General features: G+C 70.3%; 15 protein-coding genes. 7 read left to right on the top strand and 8 right to left on the bottom strand.

The window, feature by feature from the left end; translation table 11 throughout:
* Positions 1-113 precede the first annotated feature (113 nt).
* Positions 114-1,538, top strand: a complete 1,425-nt coding sequence (locus ABD785_RS36230) for an MFS transporter (protein ID WP_344837853.1) — start codon at positions 114-116, stop codon at positions 1,536-1,538.
* 49 nt (positions 1,539-1,587) lie between these two features.
* The gene (locus ABD785_RS36235; protein ID WP_344837855.1) at positions 1,588-1,929 is read left to right on the top strand and encodes a hypothetical protein; all 342 of its coding nucleotides are present in this window, start codon (positions 1,588-1,590) and stop codon (positions 1,927-1,929) included.
* A gap of 1 nt (position 1,930) precedes the next feature.
* Here ABD785_RS36235 and ABD785_RS36240 read toward each other — a convergent pair whose 3' ends face one another.
* Positions 1,931-3,868 (bottom strand): nSTAND1 domain-containing NTPase, encoded by a 1,938-nt coding sequence (locus ABD785_RS36240; protein ID WP_344837857.1) that lies wholly within the window; start codon positions 3,866-3,868, stop codon positions 1,931-1,933.
* A 447-nt stretch (positions 3,869-4,315) separates the two neighbouring features.
* On the opposite strand from ABD785_RS36240, the gene fxsT reads away from it, so the two are divergent.
* Positions 4,316-6,823 (top strand): FxSxx-COOH system tetratricopeptide repeat protein, encoded by a 2,508-nt coding sequence (fxsT, locus tag ABD785_RS36245; RefSeq protein WP_344837924.1) that lies wholly within the window; start codon positions 4,316-4,318, stop codon positions 6,821-6,823.
* Positions 6,824-6,825: 2 nt separating this feature from the next.
* Here fxsT and ABD785_RS36250 read toward each other — a convergent pair whose 3' ends face one another.
* From ABD785_RS36250 to ABD785_RS36260, 3 genes are all read right to left on the bottom strand, one after another.
* On the bottom strand, positions 6,826-8,130 hold the full coding sequence (locus tag ABD785_RS36250) for an HEXXH motif domain-containing protein (protein ID WP_344837859.1): 1,305 nt from the start codon (positions 8,128-8,130) through the stop codon (positions 6,826-6,828).
* Entirely contained in the window at positions 8,127-9,323 is a 1,197-nt protein-coding gene (locus ABD785_RS36255) for an FxsB family cyclophane-forming radical SAM/SPASM peptide maturase (protein WP_344837861.1), read from the bottom strand. The genes ABD785_RS36250 and ABD785_RS36255 overlap by 4 nt, the downstream gene beginning before the upstream one ends.
* A 218-nt stretch (positions 9,324-9,541) precedes the next feature.
* A complete protein-coding gene (locus tag ABD785_RS36260; protein ID WP_344837863.1) occupies positions 9,542-10,705 on the bottom strand; it encodes a trypsin-like serine peptidase in 1,164 nt (387 codons plus the stop codon).
* 179 nt (positions 10,706-10,884) lie between these two features.
* Here ABD785_RS36260 and ABD785_RS36265 point away from each other — a divergent pair, with 179 nt between their 5' ends.
* From ABD785_RS36265 to ABD785_RS36275, 3 genes are all read left to right on the top strand, one after another.
* Positions 10,885-11,520 (top strand): GNAT family N-acetyltransferase, encoded by a 636-nt coding sequence (locus ABD785_RS36265; protein ID WP_344837866.1) that lies wholly within the window; start codon positions 10,885-10,887, stop codon positions 11,518-11,520.
* Positions 11,521-11,610: 90 nt separating this feature from the next.
* The gene (locus ABD785_RS36270; protein ID WP_344837869.1) at positions 11,611-12,462 is read left to right on the top strand and encodes a DUF5753 domain-containing protein; all 852 of its coding nucleotides are present in this window, start codon (positions 11,611-11,613) and stop codon (positions 12,460-12,462) included.
* On the top strand, positions 12,459-12,647 hold the full coding sequence (locus ABD785_RS36275) for a DUF397 domain-containing protein (protein ID WP_344837871.1): 189 nt from the start codon (positions 12,459-12,461) through the stop codon (positions 12,645-12,647). Before ABD785_RS36270 ends, ABD785_RS36275 begins: the two co-directional genes overlap by 4 nt.
* A gap of 22 nt (positions 12,648-12,669) precedes the next feature.
* Here ABD785_RS36275 and ABD785_RS36280 read toward each other — a convergent pair whose 3' ends face one another.
* The 4 genes from ABD785_RS36280 to ABD785_RS36295 all read right to left on the bottom strand — a co-directional run bounded on the left by ABD785_RS36280 (position 12,670) and on the right by ABD785_RS36295 (position 15,588).
* On the bottom strand, positions 12,670-13,110 hold the full coding sequence (locus ABD785_RS36280) for a VOC family protein (protein ID WP_344837874.1): 441 nt from the start codon (positions 13,108-13,110) through the stop codon (positions 12,670-12,672).
* Positions 13,111-13,187: 77 nt separating this feature from the next.
* The gene (locus ABD785_RS36285; protein ID WP_344837875.1) at positions 13,188-13,904 is read right to left on the bottom strand and encodes a dienelactone hydrolase family protein; all 717 of its coding nucleotides are present in this window, start codon (positions 13,902-13,904) and stop codon (positions 13,188-13,190) included.
* A 151-nt stretch (positions 13,905-14,055) separates the two neighbouring features.
* A complete protein-coding gene (locus ABD785_RS36290) occupies positions 14,056-14,817 on the bottom strand; it encodes a DUF2127 domain-containing protein (RefSeq protein WP_344837877.1) in 762 nt (253 codons plus the stop codon).
* Between the two features lie 99 nt (positions 14,818-14,916).
* Positions 14,917-15,588, bottom strand: coding sequence for an NUDIX domain-containing protein (locus tag ABD785_RS36295; protein WP_344837880.1), 672 nt, complete (start codon positions 15,586-15,588; stop codon positions 14,917-14,919).
* Positions 15,589-15,761: 173 nt separating this feature from the next.
* Between ABD785_RS36295 and ABD785_RS36300 the strand changes: the two genes are divergently transcribed.
* Entirely contained in the window at positions 15,762-15,989 is a 228-nt protein-coding gene (locus ABD785_RS36300) for a hypothetical protein (RefSeq protein ID WP_344837882.1), read from the top strand.
* Positions 15,990-15,994 lie beyond the last annotated feature (5 nt).

Consider the following 15,994-nt stretch of genomic DNA (forward strand, 5'->3'; position numbering starts at 1 on the left):
ACCAGGATCTAAACAATCGCTGAGATAAAGAATCAGTACTGGGACAGAAGAAGACCTGTGAGACCGCCGGAGCGTCGCTAGCATTCCCCGGTGGGAATCAAGCGATGAGGTTCGTGGCCGGACCTGGCATCACGAAACCCGGCGGGAACTTCGCGCTGCTCTGGTCGGGGTCCGCGACGTCCATGATCGGTGCGGTCACCACCACGGCCGTGGTCCCGCTCATGGCGCTGGCGCTCACCCACTCTCCGTTCTACGCCGGTGCCGCCGCCTTCGCGAGCGCCTTCGCGAAACTGCTCATGCAGATTCCGGCCGGGCTCATGGCCGACCGGTGGGATCGGCGCCGGGTGATGCTCTGGTCCCAGTCCGGGCGTCTGCTCATCGCGATCGTGCTCGGCCTGACGATGTGGTTCGATCTGTGCTCGATCGGGCTTCTGCTCGCGGGCATCGCCCTCGAGGGCGTCTTCGCCGCGGCCTTCGAGATCGCGGAGTTCTCGATCGTCCCGCAGATCGTTCCGTCGCACGATCTTCCCGAAGCGATCGCACGGAACGAGAGCCGGAACTTCGCCGCCACTCTGGCGGGGCGTCCGCTGGGCGGCCTGCTGTACTCGGCGGGCGCCGGGCTGCCGTTCCTCGCCTCGGCGCTGGCGACCCTGGTCTCCCTGTTCACGCTGGGCGTTCTCGGCCGCCGGCTCTGCCTGGTGCCCGCCCCCCGCGACGCCCCCTCCGTGAAGGCTCTCGAACGGGTCAAAGAGGGGATGACGGTCCTGCGGCACGATCTCCTGCTGCGGAGGACCGTGGTGGTCTCCGGGATCACCAACTTCCTGTTCCAGGTGACGGGCCTGAACCTGGTCGTCATGGCCTACCAGCACCATGTGCCGCCCGAGATCATCGGCGTGATGCTCGCCGCTTCGGGCGCGGGCGGGTTCCTCGGCGCCCTTCTCGCCCCCTGGCTGCTCGACAGGGGCAAGCGGCAGCCGGGGAGCACGGTGCTGGCCTGCGTCATCAGCTGGTGCGTGGCCCTGTGGCTGCTCGTCTTCGTGACCTCTCCGCTCGTGTGGTCCCTCGCCTGGGCGCTGGTCGGTTTCACCGGCTCCCAGATCAGCGTGATGCGGGCTCGCCACCAGGCCGCCTCCGTCCCGGCCGGGCAGCTCGGCCGGGTCGCGGGGTTCTACCAGTTCCTGACCCAGGGTGCGGTCCTGCCGGTCGCGGTCCTTTTCGGCGGCGGTGCCATCGAGGCCAGCAGCGCCCGGACGATCGCGGCGGCCGCCGCGTTCGTCACCCTCTTCCTCCTCCTCATCATCGTGGCCCGCCGGTGGGACGAGATGCGGTGGGACGACATCGAGCGGCACCGGCAGGGGACGAAATCCGCCTCCAAGCCGGAAAAGACGGTTGCGGCCTCAAGCGTCCCCGGTGACCATGAGAAGCATGACCGTCACGCCAACGACCCAGTCGGCTCTCGTCACGGGAGTGTGTCTCGTGCTGACGGTGGCCCTGACCCAATGGGGCTCCAGCCGGCGGGACTCGGGGACCGCTCGTAGGCAGTCCAGGGAGGACGCCGCCCGGGAGCGCAGGCAGACGCACTGGCACATGATCGACGCGGCCTCGAAGCTCCGGACCTGCCTGGAGTTCACGGGTACCAAGAGGTGGCCCGATCTGAACGTCCGGCTCCAGAACATCCAGGATCTCGCCTCGGAGGTCACCGTCGGCGCCTGGCGGACGGCGCTGCTCGGCGAGGCCGTCCTGGCGGCCGCGGCCAGGGATCTCGCCTCCGCCGCGAGCGTCCTCGCCTCGACGGCGGCGAAGGACGCCCAGCTGGAGGACGGCGGCTTCTCGGCGGAGGTCTACCAGGCCGGTCAGATCGTCCAGCCTCCCGATTTCGCCGAGTTCGACCGGCGGCTCGACGCGTTCCTGGCGGTCGCCGGAAGCTGACTCAGGGGCGGAGCGGATCGGTGCCCTCGCCCAGAAGCGCGTACGCGCGCTCGCGCTGCTGGTCGGACAGGCGCGGCTCGGTCGCCTTGACGGCCATCCGCACCAGGCCCGCCGCGGCGGCGGGATCGCCGTTCAGGGTCTCCACCCGCGCGGCGTAGTAGAGCGCGGGTCCGTTCGACGGAGCCTGCTCCCTGACGGCACCGACCTCCTCGTCGGCCTCCCGGGGGCCGAGCCTCTCGAGCGTGGCGAGCGCCAGCGCCCGTGCGGCTCGCGCCGCGGGCCAGGCGCCGCTGCCGGCCCTCATGAGGTCGCGCAGGGCTTCTTCGGCCCGGCCCTGGTCGGCGTTGAACTCCCCGCGGGCCCGCAGCGCGGTCGGCTCGTCGCCCTCGGCCCGCAGGACGTCGTCGATTTCGGCCATGGCCCGGCGGTGGCTGCCGACCGACCAGAGCACCCGGGCGAGCTGTGTGCGGATCGCCGGGTCGCGCGGCAGGAGCGTCACCGCTTCCTCGAGCCTTCGCACCGCGGCGGCGAAATCGCCCTTGCTCAGGGCGGCCTGGCCGATGGCGGTCAGCATCCTGGCCGCCGCAGTCGAGTCGTTCAGGTCGGCGTACTGCTGGAGTGCCGCCTCGTACTGTTCGAGAGCCCTGTCGAAGCCCTCGGCCGCTTCCGGTTCCCTGCCGTCCGCCTGGTCGAAGCGCGCCCGTTCGATCATGATGTCGCCCAGGATCGCGCACGCTTCCGCGGCGTACCCGCGTCCGGACGGCCGCAGCGCCTCCTCCGCGTGCGCCGCCGCCAGATCCGGGTCCCCGGCGGCCAGTGCCGCCTTCGCCGCCCGCAGATGCGAGATCTCGTGCCCTCGGACGGCAGGGGCGGGGCGGTCGAGGGCCGGGCGGAGGCTCTCGTTCAGCAGGCGGATGCGGTGGCCCGGCTCGGAGCGGAGCAGATGCCGGTCCTCCAGGGCCTGGACGATCGCGTTGCTCATCCCGTCGGTGTCGTGGACGCCCTGTTTCACGGGGACCCCGTCGGTGAGCGTCGCCTTCGCCCAGGCGCGCAGTTCCTCGGGATCGCATCCGAAGGCGTCGGCGACTCCGCCCAGGGCGGCGGCGACGAAGGCGGCCAGAGCGCCGGGGACGTCCGCCCAGAGGAAGGCCTCCTCCCGGCCGATCAGCTGGAGCGTTCTCGGGAGCCTCTCCCACAGGTGCGCGCACACCGCCTGGAGCATCACCGGTTCGATCGGCTCTCCGCCGAGCTCGTCGAAGATCATCATTGCCGCGTCGCGGCCGAGCCGCCGGTGGGTGCCCTCCAGCGGACCGGTCACCGCGTCGAAGGCGCGAGGTCCGGCCAGGGGGCCGAGGCCCATCCACTCGGCCCGCCGGAACAGCTCGTCGTGGTCGCCGAGATCGTCACGGCGGCTGTCCCTGACGACGACCAGCAGCCGGAGGCCGGGGTGCCGGTCCAGGGCCTCGACGAGCTGCCGCACGAATCCGTCGCGGTGGAGCGCCCGGTGCGGACCGCCCTGGAAGAGGTCCTCGAACTGGTCGATGGCGACGAGCATGGCGCCCTCGTGTCTTCGCCGGTGCCGGGCCACGAAGTCGGTGACGCTCATCCCCGCGAGGGTGCCCGGCCGCTCCGACGGCGCCCAGGACGCGAGCAGCGCGAGGGTCCAGGGGTTGTGGTCGAGAGGCAGCGCCGTCGTCGGCGTGGCGAAGGTGCCGTTGATCCTGCCGACCGGCAGGGGGGCGCGGCCGGACAGCGCTCCCGCCTGGAGCAGGGAGGTCTTGCCGCAGCCGGTGACTCCGTAGAGCACCGTCAGCGGCTGTTCCGCCCACAGCCGCCCGAGCCGGGCGGCCTCGGTGGACCGTCCGAAGAATCGCGGCGACTCCTCGGGGCGGAAGGGCCTCGCTCCGGGGTACGGGTTCGCGGATTCATCAAAGGTCATCGGGCGGGGTGGCCGGACCCGGTTCGGCCGCGCCGATAACGGCCGAGAAACCCGAAACGGGCGCCTCATGGTGTGTCTCGGTGATGATGCGGCGCAGCGCGGAGAACAGCGCCGAGTCGTCGCCCTCCTCCAGGGACGCCAGATCCGTCCTGGGCAGGGGAATGAGTCCATCGCCGGGGTGACCAGTCTGTTCTTTCAACGATCCGCACTCCCGACGACTTAGTCCGGCTGAGGGAAAAGACTCCGTTGTCGCAGACGCACTATCGCACCTTTCGCACGGCGTGTCGAGAGATGTGTCACGAGGCACTAATCGCGCAGAGGACTGCCCGAAAACAAGCAAACTGCCGCCCGCAACAAAAGATCTTTAATCGCATTGAAGGCAGTGTCACGGTCCGGGACATAATGGAGTCAATGAGTCTTCGCTGAGTACGGGAGGACGTTGTGACAGTGCCCGGGAGCCCCGGTCCCGAACCTCGGGTCTGGGGCAGTCGAATACCACTTCGCAACGGCAACTTCACCGGCCGCCAGGAAGCACTGCGGGAGCTGCGCCGGCAGATGTCCGAGGGGACCACCGCGATCCTCCCGCAGGCGCTGCGCGGCATGGGCGGCGTGGGCAAGACCCAGTTGGTCATCGAGTACGCCCATCGGTTCAAGGGCGAGTACGACGTGGTCTGGTGGGTCGCCTCGGACATCCCTCTGCTCGTCCCGGGAGCGCTGGGTGCCATGGCCGAACGGCTCGGACTCCCCTCAGCCCGGTCGGTCGGCATCGACGAGGCCTGCCGCTCGGTCCTCGACGCGCTCCGCCGCGGAGACCCCTACCCGCGCTGGCTGCTGATCTTCGACAACGCCAACAAGCCCTCCGACATCGAGGCGCACATTCCGGAACCGCGGGCCGGACAGGGGCACGTCCTCATCACCTCGAGGAATCCGGAGTGGAGTTCCGTCGCGAGCACCGTCGTCGTCGACGTCTTCGACCGGTCGGAGAGCGTCGAGTTCCTGGGCAAGCGCGTCAGGGACCGGATCACCGACGCGGAGGCGGGCCAGCTCGCGGAGCGGCTGGGAGACCTTCCCCTCGCCCTGGAGCAGGCGGGCGCTCTCCAGCTCCAGACGGGCATCTCCTCCGAGGAGTACCTCGAACTGCTGGACCAGCAGCCGGTCGAGACGCTGAGCGCGAACCAGCCGACCGCCTACCCGAGCTCGATGAGTTCGGCCTGGCGTCTGTCGATCACCAAGCTCGAGGAGTACCTGCCCCCGTCGTTGCAGCTGCTGCGCTGCATGGCGTTCTTCGGGCCCGAGCCGATTCCGATCGACCTGTTCCGCTGGAGCGGCCGGTCCGCCGGGCCGATCCTGTCCCCCACGCTGTCGAACCCGGTCCTGCGCACCCGGGCGATCGGGGCGATCGGCAACTTCGCCCTCGGGAAGATCGACGACCGGGCCATCCAGATCCACCGGCTGGTGCAGATGCTGCTGCGCGCCGACCTCGACCCGAAGGAGCAGGAGGAGTACCAGGAGGAGGCGATGCTGCTCCTCACCACCGGGGCGCCCGCCAACCCCGAGGACGACGAGCTCTGGGGCCGCTTCAGCAGGCTCGTTCCGCACGTGGTTCCCGTCGGCGCCGTCGAGAGCGAGGACCCGAGGCTCCGTGACTTCGCCCTGAACCTCGTGCGCTACCTCTACAACATCGGCGACCTCGGCTCCGCCCGGAGCTTCGTCACCCAGTTCCGGGACCGGTGGCGCGAGCTGTCCGGCCCGGACGACTTCCACGTCCTGTCGGCCGAGCGGCACCTCGGGAACATCCTGCGGCAGTCGGGCCGGTACCAGGAGGCGTTCGACATCGACAGCTCAGCGCTGGAGCGCGCCCGCCGGGTCCTCGGCGCGGACGACGAGCTCGTGCACCTTCTCATCAACTCCTACGGCGCCGACTACCGCAGCATGGGCCGCTTCTCCGAGGCCCAGCGGCACGACGAGGAGTCCCGGGACCTGCATGTCGCGAAGTACGGCGACACCGCGCCGCAGACCCTGCGAGCGCTGAACAACCTGGCGCTCGACTACGCGCTGATGAGCCGGTACGCCGAGGCCGTCGAGCTGCAGAACTTCGTGGTCGCCGCCCGGAGCACTTCCAGCGAGGCCAAGGTGGAGGTCCTCATCTCGATGGGCGGCCTCGGCCAGGCGGTGCGGCTCAGCGGCGACTACCGCTCGGCCTTCGACCTGGGTGTCGAGGCCTACGAGTACGGGAAGGCCGAGCTCGGCCCCGACCACTTCCGCACCCTGCGCGCGGGCATCGACCTCGCGATCGTCCAGCGCCGTCTCGGAACGGTCGAGGAGGCACTGGACCTGGCGCGCGACGTCCATTCCCGGTACCTCTCGCTGTTCGGCCCCGCTCATGCCGACACCGTTGCGGCCGTGACCTGCCTCGCCAACGCCCTGCGCACCTCCGGCGACGTCGAAGGATCCCACGCGCTGGCCGACGAGGTCGTGCGCCGCCTACCGGTGATCTTCAACCCGGACCATCCCTTCACCCTCGCCTCCCGCGGCAACCTCGCCCTGCTCGAACGGGCGAGGGGGAACGTCGACCTCGCCCTGGCGATGAACGAGGAGGTCCTGGCCAGGCTCTCCGACGTCCTGAACCGCGATCACCACTACGCCCTCACCGTCGCCGTCAACCTGGCCAACGACCTGTTCGAGCTCGGCCGCTTCGAGGAGTCCGCCGAGCTCGACCGCGACACGCTCTCCAGGCTGAAGACCCTGCTGGGCGACGATCACCCGATGACCCTCGGCTCCGCCGCCAACCTCGTCAGCAGCCTGCGGTCGATCGGCGGGAACGACGAGGCCGACGCCCTGTCGCAAGCCACCCTCGCCGCCTACGACCGGATCCTCACCAACCGTCACCCGGACGCCGTCCTGGCCGCCGAGGGAGGGCGTCTGGACTTCGACTTCGACCCTCCGCGCTACTGAGATCAGCCGCCGTGACGGATCTTCCACTCACGAAGGTGCTCCTCCGCGCTGCGGCGGGCGGCGGCGACGGCCCCCGCCGGAACCTCGTCGCGGGCCCATGATTCGAGGATCCGGAGCATCACCGTGACGAAGGAGCGTCCCTGCTCGTTCAGGTCTCCGCCCTCGAGCAGGGTCGTGCAGACGAGTTCCGCGGCGTCGCGCCAGCGGGCGAACTCGGTGTGGGCCGTGTCGGCGGCGGTGCCCCGGTCGATGAGACGCTGCCGGCGCCAGAAGCCGCTGACGCCGAGGAAGGCGTAGCTGCCCTGGAGCAGGCCGTCGCTGGGCCGGGGATCATCCCGCCAGGGCGCGTAGAAGCGGCGCCCCCGGTCGGGACCGGTCAGCCGGACGATGTCGAGGATCGCGCACAGCTTGGTGTGCTGGATCTCGTGGACGAAGGTGAGGGCCGTGGCCCTTCCGTCAGGGGGGATCGACATCGCGACACAGCCGAAGGTCTCCCGCGAGCTGGCGCTCCTGATGCCGACCGATTCCGGCGGAACGAGGGGCGTCAGGGTGCCGGTCAGGGCCCTGACCTCGGTCGTCCTGCTCGGGTGGTGCGCGTTCAGCAGGGCCCAGCCGTCGTCGAGGCGGGTCGTCCAGCGGGCGATGTCCTTCTCGCTGAGGCGGTCCGCGAGGATCTCGCCCGGCATCCGGGACGGATGGAGGTCGTCGATGAGGAAGGTGATGTCCTCACCGGGTGCGCCGACGTGCGTCGTCCTCATGGGCAGCCAGCCCGACCCCTCCGCCGGAGCGGCGGTGATCCTGATCCGCTGGTCGCCGACCTCGACATGGGCGGCCTCCCCGCCGACGGTCACCCGCGCCACCTGGTCGGGCACGGCCGTCGCGGTGCTGCCCAGGGTGGGCAGGACGACGCGGCCGTCGAAGGTGGGGACTTCGACGACGCAGGTCCAGCGCGCCCGGATCGCCGCGGCCGCCGCCAGGGCGGCGAGCTGGCCCGGTCTCGCTCCGGCATCCTGGGCGCGCAGGAGGCGGAGCTCGGTCATGGACCAGGCGGAGACGGCCGGATTCGCCATGACGTACCGGGCGGCGGCCGGGTGGAGGCGCTGGAGGGTGCGGAGCAGGTCGAGGGCGCGGGCGGCCGCCGGGGCCTCCGGGTGCTCCACCGTGCGGGCCAGCCGGTCGACCCCCCACAGCAGCAGGGCCTGTTTGCTGCGCTGTGCCGAAGCGAGTTCACGCAGGGTCGGCCCGTCGGATCCGCCGGAGGCCAGGAGCGCCAGCGCTTCGCCGGACAGATGGTGATGGGGTCTCATCGCATCATCTCCACATCGCGTTCCATCGTCCGGCGGATGTGCCCGATCAGCGCGAAGAGGTCCGCGCAGTACACGCTCGGGTTACGGAAACCGGCTCCGGCGCGGTAGCGGTGGGCGTAGAGGCCTCCCCCGCACACGCTCACGACGGGGCAGGACAGGCACTCGTCCGCCAGGGCTGCGAGGCCGATCTGCCGGGCGGCGACGCCGGGAAGCTCCAGGGCGACGTCGAAAGGGTCGGACGCGACGTGGAGGCCCGTGAGGGGGGCTCCGTCGTAGGCGGCCTTGAGGAAGTCGGACTGCTCGATTCCGCCGTCGGTCTCGACGACCAGGACGCCGCAGGGCGACAGGCCGATGGTCTCGATCGTCGAGGCGCCGCCCAGCAGCAGGTGCATGATCTCGGCGAACAGCCTGATCGTGGTGCGCGGTGCGCGGTACCAGCGGTCGAAGACCGGGATCAGCCAGTCCGCGTAGGGGGTGGAGGCGTCGCCGGGGCGGCCCGGCGGCGGGTCGGTCCAGGTGCCGTGGGGCAGCAGGAAGTCGACCGCCGGCGGGCCGAACTCCAGGAGCGACTCGTAGGTGCCGATCGGGTCGTTCCTGAGATCGACGGTGCTGAGCAGGCCCGCGAAGAGGTGACGGTGGCCGTCCAGCATGCGGTGCAGGGACCGGGTGACCGCCCGGTGGCTGGGGCGGCCGTCGCGGAAGACCCGGTGGCGGTCGTTCGCGGACGCGTCGCCGTCGAGGCTGACCCCGACACGGACGCCCAGGGCGTCGAAGAGGTCCAGGTACTCCTCGTCGAGGCGCAGCCCGTTGGTCTGCACGGTGACGTCGACGCGGCAGCGGCAGGCGGCGCGCACGCCCTCGACGAGGTCGCGGATGAGCCCGGGCCCCGCGAGCAGCGGTTCGCCACCGTGCAGGACCACCTCGACCGAGGTCAGGCCGTGGGTCTCGGCATGCTCGGCGATGCGGCGGGCCGTCCAGGCCGCGGTCTCGGGTGACATCCGGGCGGGCTTGTCCGCCCAGCTCTGGTCGGCGAGCGTGTACATGTAGCAGTAACGGCAGGCCAGGTCGCATCTGCTGTGGATTTTGACGACGAAAACACGGAACGCGATCGGATTCCAGCCGGAACGGCGCAGCTCTCCGACGTCCAGTCCGGTCGGCCATTCGTCGTTCGGCCCGGTCGTTGTGAGGTCCACCGCCACCCACTCGAAACCATTGGTCCGTGCGCGCCCCGCGATATCAGGCCTATTCCTTTACGCCGCAAACCTTCCCGAAACCTCATCCCTGAGCCGAATCACCGCTTTGCCGCCTTCGGTCGAGCCGCACTCGTGCGGACCGGATGGGTCAGATGACGCCTTTCAGGTGGCTTTCGCGTGGCCCCGGCCGCCGGTGGGGGCGGCCGGGGTGTTCTGGGTCAGGGGGTGGCGGCGGCCGCGTCGTAGGCCTGCTTCTCCTGGGATTCGAAGTAGGTGGCGACGAGGTCGGGGCCCTCCGACCAGGCGGCGATGCCGCCGGCGGGGCTCTCGTTCTTGCTGGAGACGCCGGTCTGGACGCCCGCGCCCGTCGCGGGGTCGTACTGCTGGAACCAGGGGCCGCCGCTGGCGCCGGCGCCGAGGGCCGCCGCCATCCGGGGGTCGAGGTAGGGCCAGTTGCCCTGGCGGCTGGTGCCCACCGCCTGGAGCATCACCTTGCCGTCGTTCTCCCTGCGGTCACCCGCGGGGACGCCGTGGTCGGCCAGCGCGATCGTGGGGTCGGGCGGGTTCGGGACCACGCCGTTCCGGAAGGGGTGGTACCAGAAGCGCGTGTTGTCCTGGGGGTAGCCGATGGCCGTGGTCACCGCGGCGCGCGGCTGGTCGAACGCCACCTGCTGGCCCCCGGTGACGTCCTGGATCGGCAGGGGCCCGCCGGGCTTCACGACGGTCAGGGCGGACATGTCCTGCCCGAACGCGAAGTAGGGCGCGGTGTTCCACGTGTCGGTGACCCAGACCTTGGTGATGACCCACATGCCGTAGGGGGCGATCGCGGAGTCGACCTGCCCGTTGGGGTTGGCGGCGGCCTTCGCGTCGAGCGTCGAGCCGTCGAAGCCGGGGATGAAGACGCCGTTGAGGATGAACTCCTGGAGCGTCGCGGGCTGCCCGGAGCCGGAGTTGGGGTTGGGCACCTCGGTCTTGACGCAGTGCCCGGCCGAGAGCACGACGCTCTTGTTCGCGCTGTTCACCACGTTGCCCGAGCAGGTGGTGCGGAGCAGGTGGTCGGTGATCTCGGGGGCGTTGGTCGACTTGAGCGAGAAGATCTTGCCGACGGTCCTGCCGCTCAGCCCGGTCTTGGGCGTGGGCGAGCTGAGGGCGTCGTCGTGCCCCTGGGAGACGGCGGCCGGCTGGTGGCCGGCCGCGTTGGCGAACCTGAGGTTCTCCAGCGTCCAGAAGTCCGAGACCTCCTGCGGCGTGGCGGTGTGGCCGCCGACCTGCCAGGTGAGGGGGATGGCGACGGCGGCCGCGTGGGCCGGGGTGGAGAGTCCGAACGTGCCGAGCGCCAGCCCGGTCGCCAGCGCGGCGAGGCGGAGGGGGATGGGTCTCACGAGTGCTCCCTGGTCGAAGAGGAGGGGACCTTCGCGAGGGACGCTATGCAGCCGGGCTGGATCCGGCGTCGGCGGGAACGACGATAAGACGGAGAATCCTTGTACGAAATTCCAAGGTGACACGGAGGCCCGCGTGCTGTCAGTCAGGGTACGCCGAAGCGCGAAACGGGAGGCAGGACGTGGGATTCAGGCTTGAAGGACCGGTGCTCGAAGGGGAGCTCGTGCGGCTGGAGCCGCTGGAGCGCGGTCACGCGGCGGGGCTCGCGGCGGCCGCCGAGGAGGAGCGGGGCTCCTACGGGTTCACGTGGGTGCCGAGGGCCGGGGAGATCGAGGGCTACATCGACGCGCAGTTCGCCCGGGCCGAGGCCGGGATCCTGGCCCCTTATGTCCAGGTGGAACGTTCCTCGGGCCGGGTGGCAGGGGCGACCGCGTTCTGGGAGCCGCGCCTGTGGCCCGGCCGCGACGCCCTGTGCGCGGTCGAGGTCGGCTTCACCTGGCTGGCGGCCTCCGCACAGGGGACGGGCCTCAACACCGAGGCCAAGTACCTGCTGTTCCGGCATGCCTTCGAGGAGTTCGGCGTGGCCCGGGTCGACCTCAAGACCGACGCCCGCAACGCCCGTTCGAGGGCGGCCATCGAGAGCGTCGGCGCCACCTTCGAGGGCGTCTTGCGCAACTGGTCCCGCTCCTGGGCCCCCGGCGAGGACGGCCGCCTCCGCGACTCCGCCATCTTCTCGATCACCGACACCGAATGGCCCCACGTCCGGACCCTCCTGGAGAAGAAACTCGGTTCCCGATCCAAAAGATCGACTTCCTGAAGATTCAGGCCTCCGACGATTCCCCGAACTGAAAACACCTGGAGTGGAATTCACCCGTGGATTCACGACACTGAGTGACACCCTGTCACCATGGCGTCCCGCAACCCTCCTCTCGGCCGCAATCTGCTCATCGGCGCGGAGCTCCTCAAGCTGCGCGAGGAACAGAACATGACGATCAATGCGGTCGCTCGCAAACACCACCACTCCCCCACATGGCTCAGCACTGTGGAGAACGGCTTCACGACCGTTCGCGCCGACGACCTCGACGATCTCCTCACCCTCTACGACTGCGGTGACGCCCGAAGAGAGGCGCTCCTCTATCTGGCGCGCAGTGGCCGCCGCCGTGGCTGGTGGAACGACTTCGCCGACGAGATACCACCCGTCCAACGCGACCACGCCTCACTCGAGGCGGACGCGATGGCGATTTTCGAGTTCCACATGCAGTTGGTCCCCGGGCTGCTCCAGACCCGGGACTACACGCGCGAGATCTTCGAGGCATCGAGGCTGGTGGAGCCGGAGCGGTTCTCGGCCCTCTGCCGTTTCCGTGAAGAACGGAAGCGGCTGCTGCTCGACGGCACTCCGCCGCACTATCAGGCCATCATCTCCGAATCGGTCCTGGGGCTGGTGGTGGCCAGTCCCGCCGTCCTTCGCGCCCAGCTGACGCATCTCCTGGAGATGACCGAGCTCTCCCACGTCGACGTCCGGATCATTCCACGGAGCCATGGCTATCACTCGGGCACCGACGGCAACTTCGCCATCCTCGATTTCAAACCGGCAGGCCTGCTCCGCCATGTCAACAGGGGCGCCCTGGTCGCCATCCCGCCGATCGTCTCGGCTCCCGGCACTCACAAATACGGCCAGAACGCCGCAGCACTCGCCGAGTTCGCGCTCCCATCGACCGAGTCCCGGGAATTCCTGGGCCGGGTAATATCCGGAACATGACGGAGCCCGCCTTCTCTTGGCGTAAGAGCAGCTATACCGGCAGCGGCGAAGAGGATCAGTGCGTCGAGGTGACAGAGGTACGCGGCCATGTGGCCGCACGCGACTCCAAGCACCCCGAGCGTGACGGCCTCACGCTCGGACCCCGCGCCTGGAACGGGCTCCTTCACGGTCTCAAGCGGCGCTGACGTCCCGGGACGCCCGGCTCGGTCAGGAGAGCTGCTCGGCGAGGCCGATGACGAGGTTCTCGGGGCCGCGGACATAGCAGAGCAGGAAGAGGTCCTCGTAGCGGACGATCTCGCCGACCGGTTCGGCGCCGTGGGGGCGCAGGCGGGCGATCGTGTCGTCGAGGTCGTCGACGGCGAACATGATGCGGCGCAGGCCCAGGGTGTTGGCGGGAGGGTTCGCCGGATCGGGGGTGAGGGGGGACGGCTGGTGGAACTTCGCCAGCTCGACCTTGCCGTGGCCGTCGGGGGTGCGGAGCATCGCGTAGTCCTGGCGGACGTTCTCCAGGCCGATGACGCGTTCGGCCCAGGTTCCCTCCAGGGGGCCCTTGGCCTCCAGCTCCATGCCGAGTTCGACGAAGAACGCGATGACCGCGTCCAGGTCCTCGACCACGATGAGGACGTTGTCCATGCGCTGGATCGCCATGTCGTTTCCCTTCGGTGTGGACGGCGTCTGCGGCCGTGCCCGCACCTGGGACGGAGCGGGCACGGCGTTCTCGACACTCAGGCGAGATGACGGGCGAAGAACCTGAGGGCGCCGTCCGTCTCGAAGGGCGGGACGTCCTCGTGCTTCCCTGGATTGGCGTGGAGGGTCTTCTCCGCCGACGCCAGGGCGTCGAACAGGGTCAGGGCGTCCTCGCGGGGGACCCTCTCGTCGTCCCACTGCATGAGGAACCGGAGCGGGACCGTCACCCCGGCGGCGGCGCCCGGCGGGACCATCGCGGTGCCGCTGAGGCCCACGACGGCGGACCGGACGCGCGGCTCCGCGGCGAGCAGGGGCAGGCCGAGGGCGCAGCCCAGGGACAGGCCCCAGTACCCCGCGGGGCCGAGGCCGGCGAGGGCGTCCAGGACCGAACGCCACTCCGGGACGGACTGCGCCGCCAGCAGGGTGTGCAGTTCGGCCAGGACCGGCGCCGGATCGCCGCCGCCGGTCATGCGGGAGCGCATCTCGGTGATGAGGCGGTCGTGCTCCGGGCTCTTCGGGCGTCCGCCGTGGGCGGGGGCGTCGATGGCCACGGCCGCGAAGCCGTGCTCGGCCACCAGCCGCAGGGCACGCCCCGTGACTCCCGGCGCCTGCTTGTGCTGCCCGCCGCCGTGCCCGATGAGGACCAGGGCAAGGGGATCGGCGGCCTCCGGCGTCCACAGGACCCCGGGGATCTCGCCGAGAAGGAACGGCTGTTCGGTGACGCCGCCGGACGACGTCTGGGAAAGGAAGCGCATGCGCGTTTCAAGCCTTTCGGGTGCCTTCGTACGGGCGCTCCCTAGGCGATGAGCGAGAGGGAGCCCCGATCTGTCACAGCGTTGATCGGTCTCACCTCCTCGAGCTCGGCGCGGCGCCGATGCCGCTTCGCGAAACTACCACGGATGCTCGTCACAGGCGCGGCTCCGTCGTCGCCACGGTGACCTCCAGCAGCGAGGCCGTGCGCAGATGGGCCTCATGGGCGGCCTTCCCGCCCCGGACCCCGAACAGGCGCTTCGACCACACGAGGTACACGATCAGCAGGATGTTGATCACCAGGGCGCCCAGCCGCAGCGGCGTGATCCGCTCGGCGAGCTCGTACAGCTCCAGCGGCAGCCCGAAGCAGGTCGCGACGACCGCGAAGTACTCGCCCCAGCGGGCCAGCAGCCACAGGCCGACCGCCTCCACCAGCGCGACCAGGCCGTAGGCGACGAGCGCCAGCGACACCCACCGCAGGGCCTCGTCGTCGAGCGCGACGAGCGTGCGCAGTGACTCGGTGACCTTGGAATGGTCCAGGTCCCAGCCGACCTGCCCCGCCACCGGGCGCAGGATCGGCAGCTCCTTCTGGAGCACCGACTGGATCGACTCGCGATGCTGGGAGAAGCGCCACAGCCCGTACGCCGCCACCCAGACGATCACCACCCGGACCGCCCGCTCGATCGCCAGGGACCGCATGATGAACGCGTCGCGCAGCTCCCGGCCCCGCTTGACCAGCGGCGCCCGGTCGGCGGGCCCGTCACCGTGCGGCTCTCCGTGGACGTAGTCGCCGCACCGCAGGCACCGCCACGCCTCCCCCACCGGGGTCGGGGCGTGCAGCAGATCCCGCAGCTCCGCCTCGTCGGGCGCGTAGGTGACATGGCCCTGGCGGGCGCACACCAGCAGACTCCAGTCCACCCGCCAGAGCCTAGGTCACCGCATTCCGGACGTCCCCCGAAGTCGCGCCCCGCGAAGGGGCCGATGGCGGACACGGCGAACGGGATTCGGCGACCGGGGTCAGCGGGAAGGGGCCGGGGCGAGGCCCTTGGCCAGGATGAGACCGAAGGCGCTGAGGGTGTAGCCGTCGTCGATCTCGCCGTTCGCGATCATCGCGACGAACGCGTCCCACGCGAACGCCCGCACGCTCGTGATGCCCTCGGCCCTGGCCTCGTCGCTGAGGGTCCCGTCGAAGGTCTCGGCGTCGATGCGCACGAGGCACAGCCCGTCGGTGCCCCCGCCGGCCCCGCTGTCGGGGTTGGTGCCGCCCAGCGCGATGACCTCGGTGACCGGGCAGCCCAGCTCCTCCTCGGTCTCGCGGCGGGCCGTCTCGGTGACGTCGGCCCCCGGGCTGCCGAAGCCGCGCGGGATCTCCCAGTGCTCGGCGCGGGTCGCGTGCCGGAAGTGCTTGACCAGGACGACCCGGCCGTCGCTGAGCAGCGGGAAGCCGGCCGCGCCCGACGCCTCGTGGGACCCGAGGGCCCGGATGTAGGAGCCCACCCGGCCGTCGGCGAAACGGACGGCGTCCTTCACGACGACGACGAACGCGTCCCGGTAGACGACACCGATCTCGGCCGAGTCTTCCGGAAGGTCGAGCAGCTTCGCGAGTTCGATTCCGTTGGATTCAGCCTCTTCCTGCCCCTCTTTGTCGAAGAGGATTTCAATGGGAGCGCCAGGCGGATTGACGAACAATTTCGGACGTTCGGCAATCAATCTCTCATATGCCTCCAGGCGGAGCGCTCTTCGTCCTGTCGCCTCATCCAAGGAAATCTCCCCTTCGCTATGCTCTGACCCGTCGGTTGTACCAAGCAGGATTCTCGCGCACGCAAATGCCCGGCCATGCGATCCGTATCGGGGACTGTTCCGTGACCCTGTTCCTCGGCTGTCTGGTCTTCGGCGCCGTCCTCGGCTGGGGCGCGGCGTCCGGACCGCGGCGCTGGAGCCGTCCGGCCCCGCCGCTGCTGGGCGTGCTGCTCGCGGGCGCCGTCGCCGGGCCCGGGGCGGCCGCCGTCGCGGTGGCGGGCGCCGTCCTCGGCTGGGCCGGGCAGCGGATCCTCCTGACCAACGTCCTTCCGGGACGCTTCGACAGATAGGGACA

It is taken from the genome of Actinocorallia longicatena (assembly GCF_039534125.1).
Lineage (GTDB): Bacteria > Actinomycetota > Actinomycetes > Streptosporangiales > Streptosporangiaceae > Actinocorallia > Actinocorallia longicatena.